Origin of the sequence: Pseudonocardia yunnanensis (assembly GCF_039534065.1) — a bacterium.
GTDB lineage: Bacteria > Actinomycetota > Actinomycetes > Mycobacteriales > Pseudonocardiaceae > Pseudonocardia > Pseudonocardia yunnanensis.
Map to the genome: position 1 here is coordinate 132,998 of NZ_BAAAUS010000016.1, position 13,559 is coordinate 146,556.

Consider the following 13,559-nt stretch of genomic DNA (forward strand, 5'->3'; position numbering starts at 1 on the left):
CTCTCGCCCCATTCGGCGGCTCCTGGAGCACCGGAACCGGCGGGCGCGGACTGCTGGAACGGCCAGGCCGACCGAGCCCGTGACACGGCTGGCAGGCGGTGTCAGTGCGCGCCGATCGCCGGATCGGTCATCGTGGTCCTGCCCGTCTCGACGTGCCCGGCCAGGCGTCGCAGGAAGGTGCCGTCCCCGTCGGAGACAACGGACAGGTCGTACCAGCCGTCGCTGTCCGCTGTGCGCGCCGTGTGGACCACGCGTCCGCCGCGCGCGATGTGATAGCTGGCCGACTGGTCCGTCTGGTTGACGTCGTTCACCGTGAGCCGGACGGCCCCGGCGCCGCTGTTGGTGAGCACGAGCTGCACCTCTGCGCCTGCCGAGCGGTGGCGCGCGGACACCTCGGGGCCCGCATTGCTGGTGTGACCGGCCAACCGGCGCAGGAAGCCGTTGGGACCGTGGACCGTGAAGTCGTAGGCCCCCCTGTCGGCGGCCGCGATGCTCCAGCCGTCCGACAGCTGCTTGCCGGCACTGACGGTGTAGGTCCACGGTCCGTTCGTGTCGGTCGTCGAGGTGACGTAGAAGCTCGCTCCGGCACCCCCGTGGTTGGAGAAGGCGACGTTCAGGCGGCCGCTCGTCAGGCGCCCGTCGGCTGCCAGGTCGTAGGGCAGTGGGAGGGCGGGGCGACGGCCGGTCTCCTGCTTGGGCAGCGCCGGATTGTCGGGCAGCGTGGGGACGTAGTCCTTGTGCCTGTTCTTGTCCGGCGGGTAGTAGGCGTTGGTCGCAGGGAGAGCCGGCACGGCTGGGTCGGCCCGGGAGAAATCGAAGGCCGAGGTGAGGTCACCGCACACGGTGCGCCTCCACGCGGTGATGTTCGGTTCGCGCACCCCGAAGCGCTGCTCGATGAACCGCAGGACCGAGGTGTGGTCGAACACCTCCGAGCAGACCCGGCCACCTCTGCTCCACGGCGAGACGACGAGCATCGGGACGCGCGGACCGAGGCCGTAGGGTCCCGGGACCTGGCCGGGCAAGGACGAGCCGAGGAGCTCGTCGCTCACGTCGACGGTCGACTTCCCCTGCGTCGCCGAGGACGGCGGGTAGGGCGGCACCATGTGGTCGAAGAAGCCGTCGTTCTCGTCGAAGGGGATGAGCAGCGCCGTCTTGCTCCACACGTCCGAGTCGCGCGTCAACGCGTCCAGCAGCTGCGCGATGTACCAGGCCCCGTAGTTGGGCGGCCAGTTCGGGTGCTCGCTGAAAGCTTCGGGAGCGACGATCCAGGACACCTGCGGAAACGTGCCGGCTGTGATGTCGGCGGTCAGCACATCGAAGAACCCGTCGCCGTTCTTGGCGTTCGTCCCGGTGCAGGCCTTGTCGTAGAGTGGCTCTCCTGGAACAGCGTTGCGAAACTGGTTGAAGAACAGTAGTGAGTTGTCGCCGTAGGTGCCCCGATAGGCGTCGTCGATGTTGCCCCACTTGCCCTCGGAAGTAAGGCCGTCACCGATGTCCTGATAGACCTTCCAGGAGATTCCGGCCGCTTCCAGTCGTTCGGGGTACGTCGTCCAGCCGTAGCCGAGCTCGTCATTGGTGACGACCGGTCCGCCACCCTTTCCGTCATTACCGACATAGCCGGTCCACAGGTGGTATCGATTCGGGTCCGTGGGGGCCATCATCGAGCAGTAGTAAGCGTCGCAGATCGTGAACGCATCGGCGAGCGCATAGTGGAAGGGAATGTCATCCCGGGTCAAATAGGCCATCGTCGTGGCGCCCTTGGCGGGCACCCACTCGTCGTACTTCCCCTCGTGCCACGCCGCGTGGGTACCGTTCCAGCTGTGGTCGAGGTCCTCGATGAACTGCAGTCCGAGGTCCTTGACGGCAGGCCGGAAAGGCAGCACGTCATCCGAGTTGTAGGGCTGCTGCCACACCGATCGGCCGTCGGGAAGGGTGACGGGGTGCGGGTCTCCGAAGCCGCGCACGCCGCGCATCGACCCGTAATAGTGATCGAAGGAGCGGTTCTCCTGCATCAGGATGACGATGTGCTCGATGTCCCGGATGCTTTCGGTGCCGTGCTGTGGCTCGATCGCGGCAGCGCGAGCGATGCTGTTGGAGAACATGGAGGCGACAGCTGCGCCGCCGGCCAATTGCACGAATCTGCGCCGGCTCAAGGCGGTCATCGGATCAGGGCTCCCCGGGTTCGCATAATCCTTCTCGGGTCAGCCTCATCAGTGCTCACGGATTTCAGTTGACCGGTCGACGACGGCTGGGCGAACTTCCGGCTACCGGTCGTGTGATGCGTATTAACCGAATGTCTGCTCGGTGCCGCTGCGTCTTATCTCCGTTCGGTCCGTTCTGTGTGGAGATCGCCGAGCGGCATGGACGATCGTCGGCCGGTGCCGCCGGGAGAGTGAGTCTGTGTACTGCTCATGATCGATGCTGGACACTCGGAGGCCCTCTTTCGTCCAGGAAGGCCAGTTGCCATGACCACACCTGAACTCCGGCCGGTCGATCTGACGGTCGTCGACACCAACACCGCCGAGTGGACGCTGTTCCCGATCCCGCAGATCGGAGTGGAACTGGACGCCCTACCGTTGGTCGCGGATCCGGACACGGGCATGCAGGTCTTCAAGATGGTCTACCGCGCGGGATTCACCAATCCCTGGCACCACCATCCCTGTGCGCATGGCATCTACGTGCTCGACGGCATCCTCACCACCCACGGAGGGGAGTTCGGGCCGGGCAGCTTCGTGTGGTTTCCCGAGGGCGGGATCATGGAGCACGGGGCCTCCGCGGACGGAGACGTCACCTTCCTCTTCATCACCAACAAGCCGTTCGACATCCACTACGTCGAGCGCTGAATCGAACGCAGGTGAGGTTGTCAAGGTAAACGTGACGTGCCCCATTCGGTCTCGACGGACGCGTTTCGACCACCGACATTGGATGACGGACCGTCGGGCGTCGAGGCGCGCCGGCGGTTCCATACAATGATCGACCCGGTCCCGCCCTGCCCCCGAAGCATGCGCGTGACCTGCAGCCCCGACCTGCTCGAGACCCCGGCTCGGGCCGAAGGAGAACAACCTCGTGCTTGCTGACATCCTCATGCTCGTGCCCGCCTGCATCGCCGGAATCGGCGGAGGCCTGCTCGGCGACAAGCTCGGGCTCTGGATCAAGGGCGCACTCGCGGACCGCGGAAGCCGCTGAGAAGCCGCCCGCGTCGGGGCCGTACGCCGTCATCCGGCCACGGCTGACCTGCGCCCGCGGTGGCTGCGGGTGACCACGGCGACGGCGAGTGCGGTGGTGAGTGGAACCGACGCGACGAGCCCGATGCTGCCCACCAGGGTGCGGACGACCTCGGTGGCGATCACCTGTGTCGTCAGCGTGTCGGTGAGTCCGCGTTCGGCCACGCTGAACAGCAGGAGGAGAGGGAGCGCGGCTCCCGCGTAGGCGAGTACGAGTGTGTTGACGGCGGATGCGACATGGTCGCGGCCGATGCGCATGGCGGCGCCGAAGAGCGCGGCGGGGCGAAGGTAGGGGTCGGCGCGACGTAGTTCCCACACGGCGCTGGTCTGGGTGACGGTGACGTCGTCGAGGGCGCCGAGGGCTCCGATCATGAGACCGGCGAGTACGAGCCCACGCCCGTCGAGGTCGCTGCCGAGGGTGGAGGCGAGGTTCGCGGTGTCCTCGTCCCTGCCGGTCAGCGATGTCAGTGCGGCGAACGCCGCACCGAGCAGGCCGATGAGCAGCAGGCTGAGCAACGTCCCGAGCGCCGCGGTCGACGTGCGCGCGGAGAATCCGTGGGTGAGGTAGAGGACGCCGAACATGATCGCGCAGCACCCGACGACGGCGACGGCAAGAGGATCGCGACCTGCAAGGATCGCGGGAAGCATGAAGGCGAGCAGCACCACAGCGGTGAAGCCCAGGCCGACGAGCGCCGCGAGCCCGCGCCACCGTCCGAGCGCCAGCACCGTAGCGGCGAAGACGAGTGCGAGGACCAGCAGTGGCTGGTCGCGTTGGAAGTCGACGATCTGGTACGAGTCGGGGTCGCCCGGGTTCTCGCCGGACCAGAGCATGATCACGTCGTCGCCGACACCGAACGGGGCCTTGCCCCGCACGACCGACACCAGCGTGTCGATGCTCTGGCCGGCCCGCGGTCCCTCGGACATCTCGGTGGTGAGGGCGAGGCAGCCGCTGCCCCCGGGCTGCCCGTCGGCGCAGTCCACCTCGGTCGCCGCGGTGACGTGCGCGGCGATCCGTACGGAGGCGTCCTGCGCCGAGGGCCGTCGGTCCTCGAACGGGTAGAGCACGATCAGGCCGACCACGGTGGCGAGGAGCGCCGGCACGAGCAAGGCTGCGATCGCGAACCGGACGCGTCGGTCGGCGGGCGCGGCGGGTCCGTGCCCGTGCCCATGCCCATGCCCGTGTCCGTGCTCCCGTTCGATCCCGCCGGGAGTGCTTCGGCCTCGGTGCCGGTGCCGGGCGCCCACGTACTGCGGGGACGGATCCTGAGGGTGCACCGGCCGATCCTCCCGCGCCGGTGCCATCACCCTGCGACCGCCGGGCGCGACCTGTTCGAATCCTGGTGCCTGCCCGGCGGTGCCCAGCGGCGCCGTGGGTCCTCGCCCGTGATCAGGAGGCGGCCGAGGTGGCCGGCGTCGGGGTCGGTTCCGTGGCGGACGAGGGCCGGGCCACCAGGAACGACAGGCCGACGACGACGATCGAGATGACCGCCGCGACCAGGAACGCAGTGTGGGTGCCTGCGGCGTCGATCGCTCCGGTCGGATCGGCGGACCCGAGCGTCATCACGGTGATGAACAGAGCCGTGCCGGCTGCGCCTGCCACCTGTTGCAGGGTGGTGACGATCGCGCTGCCGTGGGAGTAGAGCTCGCCGGGCAGCGATCCCAACGCGTCGGTCATGAGCGGGGTGAACATCAGCGACAGCCCGACCGTGAGCACGACGTGGATCGCGATGATCATCCACAGCTGCGACTCCGCGCCGAGCGTGGTGAACAGCCACAGGGCGACGCACAGCACCATCGCGCCCGGCACGACCAGTGGGCGAGCGCCGAACCGGTCGAAGAGCCGCCCGACCACCGGTCCCAGCAGGCCCATGACCAGACCGCCCGGAAGGAGCGCCAGGCCAGTGGCGAGGGTGGTGGCCCCGAGCACGCCCTGCAGGTAGAGCGGCAGCAGGATGAGCGCCCCGAACAGCGCCATCATGCTGATCATCACCAGGATGAGCGCGACGACGAACGGACGGTGGGAGAAGGGGCGCAGGTCGAGCAGGGCCCGGTTGTCGGCCTGCAGCCGTAGCTGGCGCGCCACGAAGACGACCAGTGCGATCGCCCCGATCACGATCGGGATCCACGGCGTGATCCTTGCTTCGCCGCGCATGGCCTCACCGATGCTGCTGAACCCGTAGAGCAGACCGCTGAAGGCCACGGCCGAGATCAGGGCCGAGGCCACGTCGAGGGGCACCCGGCGGGTGTCGGCCGGAATGCGCAAGAAGGCGGCGCCGATGGCAAGGGCGATCGCCGCGATGGGGAGCACGATCCAGAACATCCAGCGCCACCCGAGCGCGCCCAGGATCAACCCGGACACGGTGGGGCCGATCGCCGGAGCCACCGCGATGACGATCGTGATGGTGCCCATGGTGCGGCCTCGTCGATCGGCCGGCACCAGTCGCATCACGGTGGTGATCAGCAACGGCACCATGACGGCGGTGCCCGTGGCCTGTACGACCCGGCCGATCAGGAGCACCCCGAAACCGGGGGCGAGTGCTGCGATCAGAATTCCTGTGGTGAACAGCGACATCGCCACGAGGTAGATCGACCGCGGAGGAAATCGCTGGAGCAGGTATCCGGTGGTCGGGATGACCACTGCCATTGTGAGAAGGAAGCCGCTGGTGAGCCATTGCGCGGTGCTCGCGCCGATCTCGAGGTCGGCCATGAGCGCCGGCAGTGCAACGCTCATGATCGTCTCATTGAGGATCATGGCGAACGCCGATCCCACCAGCAGGGCGACCACGACCATGGCGCCCGGTGGCGGATCGGCGGACTCCGCTGTCGATAGCGACGTCGCGTCCGCGGATGCGGCCGCCTCGCCCCCCGTCGCGCCATGCTCTTCGGCAGTCACACTTTCTCCGTTCACGTCGGTGTCCCCCTGGCCGCCGGCATCCCCTGGTGGCGGTACTACTGAGAATAGAACTGTCCGCGATCGGGCCGTCGCGCTGTGTGCCTGGTCGGGGAGCCGGCACACGCCTTGCGGGAGCAACCTAGAGCTCGCGCGTGGTCGGTTCATCCCAATTACGCGGCCGTTCGCGAGGAGCGCAATGCGCTCCGCGGTGATCCGGCGCGGTTCGGACAGGCCGGTAGATCACACCTCGGCCACGGATCAACCCAGTGCTTCGATGTCCGGGCGTCCCGGTCTAGATTCTTGAATGTTCAAGTTCGGCGCCCCGCCGGGCTGCTCATGATGGAGTCCTGATGAACGTTGTCGCCTGGGTCCTGCAGATCGTGCTCGCCGTGGCCTTCCTGGCCTCGGGCGGGATGAAGGTGGTGCGGCCGAAGCCGGTGCTGGTGTCCGCAGGCATGGGCTACGCAGCGGACTTCTCCGACGGCGCGATCAAGGCAATCGGCCTGATCGAGGTGATCGGCGCCGTCGGACTGATCCTTCCCTGGCTCCTGGGTGTGGCGCCCGCCCTCACGCCGCTCGCGGCGGTCGGGCTCGCGCTCGTGATGGCGGGTGCCGTGGTGGTCCACATCCGCCGCAAGGAGCAGTTCGCTCCCGCGTTGGTGCTGGGCCTGTTGTCCCTCGTCCTCGCGGTGATCCGCTTCGCCTCTTAGTAACCGGTGTGGTTGCGGCCGTGGACGAACCAGATCGCCTCGACGGGGGCGTCGCCGTTGTTGGTGAGGCGGTGGGGCGTCGAGGAGTCGAAGGAGATGGCGTCGCCGGGTCCGATGCGATAGGTCTCGAACCCGAGCGAGACGTCCAGAGTGCCGCTGATGACGTAGCCGTACTCGATGCCGGAGTGGCGAGTGAGGTGCTCGCCGTGCACAGAGCTGCCGCCGACCTCGTAGCGGACGAACAGGAAGTCGACATCTGACTCGCGTGCGGCGGACAGCTGGTCCCAGGTCACTCCGGAGTCGAGCACCAGCTGTCGGCGGTCGCCGGGTTGCACGACCGGGCCGGCCGCGCGCCGCGTTGGTTCGTCCAGCTCGGCGAGGGCGCTACGGAAGCTGTGGGTGGGGTGGTCGGCCTGCGTGGTGCCGGTGTGGTGCTCGGACCGTGGCGCCTGACCTGCTCCGACGTTGCTGAACAGCTCGTCGATCGAGAGGTCGAGCGCGCTGCAGATCGCGTACAGCGTGTCGACCGACGGACGGGACTTTCCGTTCTCGATCTGCGAGACGAGCGAGGCCGACACCCCGAGATCCCGTGCGAACCGGCGCAGGGTCAGCCCGGCGGCCAGCCGTCGTGCGCGCAGCCGCTCGCCCACGCCGGTGATGTCGCGGCGCCCGGTGGGTGTGCCCGCATTCGAAGTTCGCTGTGCGCCGGTCGACCGTCGCCTGCGCGGTGCGCCCGAGCCTGCCGGGGAGCCGCTCGTCGCTGTCACGGATGCACCTCTGCTCGCTTTTCGGGGCATTTCGGGGCGGCGTAGATCCTGCGTTCAGCATATGTGAACAGTGACGTGCGTGACAGTGACCTGCATGAAAAACCTCACTCGGCGGCGGAATGCCGAATCTGTTCAGTAATGCTTGACGCTGTGCTGCGGGCGACGCGGATCAACGTACTGGAAGGTGGAGACGCAACGTGATGGACGACAAACGTGCGCTCGTGGTCGGAGTCACGGGGATCTCGGGCAACAACACCGCCCGGCAGTTGCTCGCCGAGGGATGGGAGGTGCACGGGCTTTCCCGCAGCGGAACCGTTCCGGAATCGGCGATTCACCCGGTGGCCGCGGACCTGCTGGACGCCGCCGCGACGCAGCGGGCGATGGCCGAGGTGCGACCTACTCACGTCTTCTACTGCACATGGCAGCGGCGGCCGACCGAAGCGGAGAACTGCGAGGTGAACGCCGCCATGATGACCAACCTGCTCGACCCGCTCATCCCGACGGGCGATCTGGCGCACGTCGCACTGGTCACCGGCCTCAAGCACTACCTCGGCCCGTTCGAGGCGTACGCGCAGACGCCGATGGAGACCCCGTTCCGCGAGGAACTGCCGCGGCTGCCCAACCAGAACTTCTACTACGCCCAGGAGGACGTCCTGTTCGACGCCGCCGAACGCGGCGGCTTCACCTGGTCCGTGCACCGGCCCCACACGCTGATCGGCTGGGCGTTGGGCAACGCGATGAACATGGGCGTGACCCTGGCCGTCTACGGGGCCTTGAGCCGGGAGACCGGCGAGCCCTTCGTCTTCCCCGGCTCGCCGGAGCAGTTCAACGGGGTCACCGACGTGACCGACGCCCGGCTGCTGGCCAAGCAGCTGGTGTGGGCCGCGAGCACACCCGAGGCCTGGAACCAGGCGTTCAACACCGTGAACGGTGACGTGTTCCGGTGGCGGCAGCTGTGGCCGGTGGTGGCCGAGGGCCTGGGCGTGCCGGCGGCGCCGTACCCGGGGCACGCCCAGCCGCTGGCCGAGCGGCTCGCCGACGCGGCCCCCGTGTGGGACCGCATCGTCGCGAAGCATGGTCTGGCGGCCACCAAGCTGGAGGAACTCGCATCCTGGTGGCACACCGACGGCGACCTGGGCCGCCCGACCGAGACCTTCGCGGACATGAGCAAGAGCCGGGCGTTCGGCTTCACCATCGCCCAGGACACCCGCCGGTCCTTCCTCGACCTGTTCGAGCGGCTGCGCGCGAACCGGATCATCCCTCCGCTGGGCTGAGCCGCATGCGGCGGTCAGAGGGTCACGGAAGCGCCCGGCCGCAGATCATGTAGCACCTCGGCCGAACCCGCTTCCGCGAATGCTCGTACGACGTCCTCTGCCCCTTGGGTGAAGTGCCCCCAGCCGTCCTGATGAACCGGGACGACCGCGCGGACACCGAGCAGGGCAGCTGCCCGAGCCGCCAGGTCGGCGGTCAAGGTGAGGAACACGTCGCCCCGCGCCGCCAGTTTGGCCGCACCGACGTTCAGGATCGCGATCTCGATATCGGGGAACCGCTCGGCGACGATCGCCACGACGTCCAGCGACGCGTTGTCGCCGCTGACATAGACCGTCGGCTGGTCGTCGCTCTCGAGCACGAAGCCGACCACCGGTCCGTTGCGCAGGCCCACCTCCGGCGAGCCGTGCAGCGCCGGCACCGCGGTGACACGCACCGCGCCCACGTCGGAGTGCTCGAACGGTCGCAGCCCTGTCGCCGCCGCCCCGAGGCGGTCCGCTCCCGCCGTCGTTGTGAACACGCGCGGTGCGCCGAGAACGTAATCGCGGCCTGCGACGTCGAGATTGTCGATGTGGTGGTCGTGTGACAGCAGGACGGCGTCGACCTGGCCGATCTCTCGCGGACCGGCTGCCGGACCGGCCAATTTGATCGACGTGACCGGGCCGTTCCGGTATTCGCCCGGCCCATCGAAGGTGGGGTCGAGCATCAATCGCGAGCCTGCATAGGTGAGTACCGCCGTCGGGCCGCCAATGGTGTGCACTGTCAGTTCGTCCACGTCATCCTCCGGACTCGTTGCCGATCCACCCGAACTACCAGCGGTCCCAATGACTGAACGCCCCGTGATCCGCGCGTGGGCCGGGCCGGAAGTCGGTGCCGAGCGTGTAGGCCACCGGCGTGAGCGCGGCCTGCACCACCGTGTCGAAGGGGATGCCGAGCAGTTCCGCCATCTCGCGCTCGTAGGACAGATGCGCGGTCGTCCACGCCGTGCCGAGCCCCCGTTCGCGCGCGGCGAGCATGAAGCTCCAGAACGCCGGCATGACCGAACCCCAGCCGCCGGCCTGGCCGCGGATCGTCTGCAGCTCCGCGCGGTCGCTCACGCGGAGGCAGGGGATGAGGAGTACCGGCACCTCGTGCAGGTGCCGGGTGAGCGTGTCGAGGCTGCTCGCGATGCGGTTCCACTCGGCCGAGTCGAAGCTCATCCGGGTCGGTTCGGGACCGGTCGCGCCTGAACCGACGGGGCCGAACAGCCCGCGGCGCCACAGCTGTGCCACGGCGGCGCGGGTGTCCGGGTCCTCGACGAAGACGAAGTCGAAGGCTTGCCGGTTGCGGCCACTGGGGGCTTGGACGGCGACCCGGACGCAGTCCTCGATCACCTCCCGGGGCACGGGGCGTTGCAGATCCAGGCGCTTGCGCACTGCGCGGGTGGTGGTCAGTACCTCGTCGGCGGACAGGCCGAGGCCGTACCGCTGCTGCTCGTCGTGCTGGTCGGAGTTCGTCATCGCCGATGTTGTTACCCGCGGGGACCGGGTGACGGGGCGACGTCCGGACGTCACCCGGGAGCCGGACATCGGTCGTAGAACGGGCGCCCCGGCTGCGATTCGGGCAGGTGGGCCGCCCATTGCGTGCCGTCGACGTGGGGGCGAGCCTGTCCGATCCGAGATGCGGGTCACACGGTGCGCGGTGGGGCAGCCGTAGTGCCAGTGAAGCCGCCAGGGTGGCGTACCGGTACGAGCTCCGCCCTCGCAGCGGGACCGTGTGTCGCAGGGCCGCGGTGGACGCGGAGATCACACCCCTCGACGAGGCTCCCCGGCGCCGAGTGGTGATGATCAGCGGGCCGCTTGAACGAAATGCGGCGGCCTCAACGGAGGAGTTGCTTGCGGGAAGTGATCTGAAGCTTGCTGAAGATCCTTCTCAAGTGCCACTCGACGGTGCGAGGGCTGAGGAACAGCCGGGCTCCCACCTCCGAGTTCGACAGTCCCTCCCGGACGAGCCGTACGATCTGCGCCTCCTGCGCGGTCATCTCGCCGCTGGTCTCGGCGGTGCGGCTGCTGAGGCGCTGACCGGTGGCCTGCAACTCGCGGGCGGCCCGCTCCGCGAACGCCTCCATACCCATCGTCGTGAACATCTCGTGCGCGGTGCGCAGTTGCTCGCGCGCGTCCCGGCGGCGACGCTCACGGCGCAGCCACTCGCCGTAGAGGAGGTGGGTGCGGGCGAGCTCACCCCGAACGCGGGTGCGCCCGAGCCGGTCGATCGCCTCACCGTAAAGCCGCTCGGCTGTCTCGTCCTCGCTCATCAGCGCTCGCGAGCGGGCCTCGACCCCCAGCGCCCACTCGGTGCCGCTGGCGCGGGTCGCCTCCGAGAGCTGCCCGAGCGCCGCGGTGGCGCGCTCGACCATTCCCCTGCGGGCAGCCGCTTCGATGAGCTCGACCAGTACCCCCCACGGTGCCAGGCCCACCCCCGCGGGGCGGTCGCCGGCCTGCTCGGCCGCGGCCAGCGCGTCCTGCGACCGCCCGAGGCTGTTTGCGAGCAGCGCCCTCGCCCACCCGGCGATGCTCAGCCCGACTCCCTCGCCTCGCTGCACCAACTGCCTCGTCGCGGCGCTCATCACCTCGTCGGCCTCGGCCTCCCGGCCCTGCCAGGCGGCGAGCAGCACGGCTCCGTAGGGCACGACGGGGTTTCCGGTCGCTTCGCTGATCGTCTCCACCTCATGGGTCAGCGATGCGGCCGCGCTCAGCTCGCCGAGGAAGGAGTGCACGACGATCCGCAGGCTCAGGGCGAGGGGGAGCACGGTGAGCGCGCCGGCATCGCGGGCCAGCTCGACGTAACGGGTGGCGAGGACCTCCCAGCCCTCGTCGTCCCACAGGTCCCGGGCGGTGATGCAGGCGAGCCACCCCCAGCGCAGCCCCACCGCCCCTGGGAGGTCCGGGCTGCGAAAGGCGAGTAGCGCCTGCTTCAACCTGGGCGCGCCCGCGGCGTATCCGTCGGTGAACCGCGTCGCGAACCCCTCGAGGAGAAGATCCGCCGCATCCGGCGGTCCGGGCGCAGGGGGAGCGGCGCGTGCCGCCTCCGCAGCCTCCCTGACACACGTGCCGGCGAACCACGCCGCGGACAACGCGTCCAGATGGGTCTCGCGTGCCAGCCTCGCGTCGAGTGGCTCGAGTTGCTTCGCCGCGTTCAGCAGCAGCGGGGGAGCGTCGCCGCCGCGTCGCACGGCGAACGCGATCTGGGCACGCAGCAGATCCGCGAGGGCACGCTGCAGTGTGTCAAGCGGGCCCGCCATCGCCAGTGACAGCAGGCACCTCGCCGCGTCGGGGGCGCCCGCCTGGTGCTTGGCCTGCGCAGCGGCCAGCGCGCGTTCGGCGCGGCGCGCCGGGTCCTGCGTCAGCTCGGCCGACCGCTCCAGGAAGGCGGCCGCCGCGGCCGGTCCCCCGCGGGCGCGCGCCCGGACGGCCGAGCGCTCGAGCTCCGTCGCGACGTCCTCGTCGGGTCCGGTCGTCGCCTGTGCGGCGTGCCACGCTCGGCGGTCGGGGTCCACGTCGGGGTCGGTGACCGCCGCCAGCACGCGGTGCGCACCCCGGCGCTCCTTCGGCGAGGCGGCACGGTAGACCGCGGAGCGGACCAGCGGATGCCGGAACCGCACTTGTGCAGCGATCTGCAGCAGCCCGGCCGCAGTGGCAGGCGTCATCGCCTCGACCCCGATCCCGAGCCGTTCGGCCGCCCGCCAGACCAGCATCGGCTCGCCCAGGGGCTCTGCCGCCGCAACCAGCAACAGCCTTCGCGTCTCGGTCGGGAGCGTCGACAGCCGCTGCCGGTAGCTCTCCTCGATCCGACTCGTGAGGCCCTTCGCGTCCGGCAACCCGAACCCACCAGCCAGTTCCGCCGCCGTCAGCCCTCGGGGCAGCTCCAACAGCGCCAGTGGGTTGCCCTGGGTCTCTGCGACGATCCGGTCGAGGACCTCCTCGTCCACCCGCCCGGGTAGCGCCGCGCTCAGCAGCGCTCGCGCCTCGTCATGGGGCAGACCCGCGACCGCCAGCTCCGGCAGGCCCGTCAGCTCGGGTGTCCCGTCGGGCTCGCGGACGCCGAAGACGATCGCCACCGACTCCGAACCCAGCCGGCGTGCGGCGAAACCCAGTGCCAGCGCTGACGCGCGATCGAGCCACTGCGCGTCATCCACCACGCAGACCAGCGGTCGCTCGCGCGCGGCCTCGGCGAACAGGCCCAGCGCCGCGAGTCCGACGAGAAATCGATTCGGTGCTTCTCCGCCACTCAGCCCGAGTGCCGTGCGCAGCGCATCGCGCTGATGACCGGGCAACCTGTCTGCCGACTCCAGAATCGGTGCGCACAACTGGTGCAAGCCGGCGAACGCCAGCTCCATCTCCGACTGGACACCGGCTGCGCGCAGCACCCGCATGCCCGACGCCCGCACGACCATGTGGTCCAGCAACGCCGTCTTGCCCACGCCCGGCTCACCGCGCACCACCAGCGCGCCGCTGCCGCCCCACCGGACAGCGTCGAGCAGCCGATCGAGCACCTCACTCTCACTGCAGCGGTCGCGTAACACCAGGCCACACCACCACCGGCGTCGAGAATCGTCGAGCCCTGCAGGGCAAATGTGGGACTTGTCTACCGTGGGTGGGTCGCGTCCCGTCGAGTGGTGTAGCTCGGTCCGGGTGAGGCTCTGCGGTTCAGATCATGC

Annotated in this window: 10 protein-coding genes; 3 read left to right on the plus strand and 7 right to left on the minus strand. The window is 69.4% G+C overall.

The window, feature by feature from the left end; all coding sequences use genetic code 11:
• Window positions 1-101: 101 nt before the first annotated feature.
• A complete protein-coding gene (locus tag ABD743_RS16615) occupies window positions 102-2,162 on the minus strand; it encodes a phosphocholine-specific phospholipase C (protein WP_344722986.1) in 2,061 nt (686 codons plus the stop codon).
• Between the two features lie 303 nt (window positions 2,163-2,465).
• Between ABD743_RS16615 and ABD743_RS16620 the strand changes: the two genes are divergently transcribed.
• On the plus strand, window positions 2,466-2,843 hold the full coding sequence (locus tag ABD743_RS16620; protein WP_344722987.1) for a cupin domain-containing protein: 378 nt from the start codon (window positions 2,466-2,468) through the stop codon (window positions 2,841-2,843).
• Window positions 2,844-3,215: 372 nt separating this feature from the next.
• Here ABD743_RS16620 and ABD743_RS16625 read toward each other — a convergent pair whose 3' ends face one another.
• Complete coding sequence (locus tag ABD743_RS16625) at window positions 3,216-4,499, minus strand: YibE/F family protein (protein WP_344722988.1); 1,284 nt, start codon at window positions 4,497-4,499, stop codon at window positions 3,216-3,218.
• 112 nt (window positions 4,500-4,611) lie between these two features.
• Window positions 4,612-6,015 carry a DHA2 family efflux MFS transporter permease subunit gene (locus ABD743_RS16630; RefSeq protein ID WP_344722998.1) on the minus strand — a complete coding sequence of 468 codons (1,404 nt, stop codon included), beginning with the start codon at window positions 6,013-6,015 and terminating at the stop codon, window positions 4,612-4,614.
• Between the two features lie 452 nt (window positions 6,016-6,467).
• Here ABD743_RS16630 and ABD743_RS16635 point away from each other — a divergent pair, with 452 nt between their 5' ends.
• Window positions 6,468-6,827, plus strand: a complete 360-nt coding sequence (locus tag ABD743_RS16635) for a DoxX family protein (RefSeq protein WP_344722989.1) — start codon at window positions 6,468-6,470, stop codon at window positions 6,825-6,827.
• Here the strand turns inward: ABD743_RS16635 and ABD743_RS16640 are convergent.
• Entirely contained in the window at window positions 6,824-7,594 is a 771-nt protein-coding gene (locus ABD743_RS16640) for a helix-turn-helix domain-containing protein (RefSeq protein ID WP_344722990.1), read from the minus strand. The genes ABD743_RS16635 and ABD743_RS16640 overlap by 4 nt on opposite strands.
• A gap of 200 nt (window positions 7,595-7,794) precedes the next feature.
• Between ABD743_RS16640 and ABD743_RS16645 the strand changes: the two genes are divergently transcribed.
• Window positions 7,795-8,868 (plus strand): SDR family oxidoreductase, encoded by a 1,074-nt coding sequence (locus tag ABD743_RS16645; RefSeq protein WP_344722991.1) that lies wholly within the window; start codon window positions 7,795-7,797, stop codon window positions 8,866-8,868.
• A 14-nt stretch (window positions 8,869-8,882) separates the two neighbouring features.
• Here the strand turns inward: ABD743_RS16645 and ABD743_RS16650 are convergent, their stop codons facing one another.
• The 3 genes from ABD743_RS16650 to ABD743_RS16660 all read right to left on the minus strand — a co-directional run bounded on the left by ABD743_RS16650 (window position 8,883) and on the right by ABD743_RS16660 (window position 13,394).
• Complete coding sequence (locus tag ABD743_RS16650) at window positions 8,883-9,638, minus strand: MBL fold metallo-hydrolase (RefSeq protein ID WP_344722992.1); 756 nt, start codon at window positions 9,636-9,638, stop codon at window positions 8,883-8,885.
• Window positions 9,639-9,672: 34 nt separating this feature from the next.
• Complete coding sequence (locus tag ABD743_RS16655) at window positions 9,673-10,362, minus strand: nitroreductase family protein (protein WP_344722993.1); 690 nt, start codon at window positions 10,360-10,362, stop codon at window positions 9,673-9,675.
• 359 nt (window positions 10,363-10,721) lie between these two features.
• The gene (locus ABD743_RS16660) at window positions 10,722-13,394 is read right to left on the minus strand and encodes an ATP-binding protein (protein ID WP_344722994.1); all 2,673 of its coding nucleotides are present in this window, start codon (window positions 13,392-13,394) and stop codon (window positions 10,722-10,724) included.
• Between the last annotated feature and the right edge of the window lie 165 nt (window positions 13,395-13,559).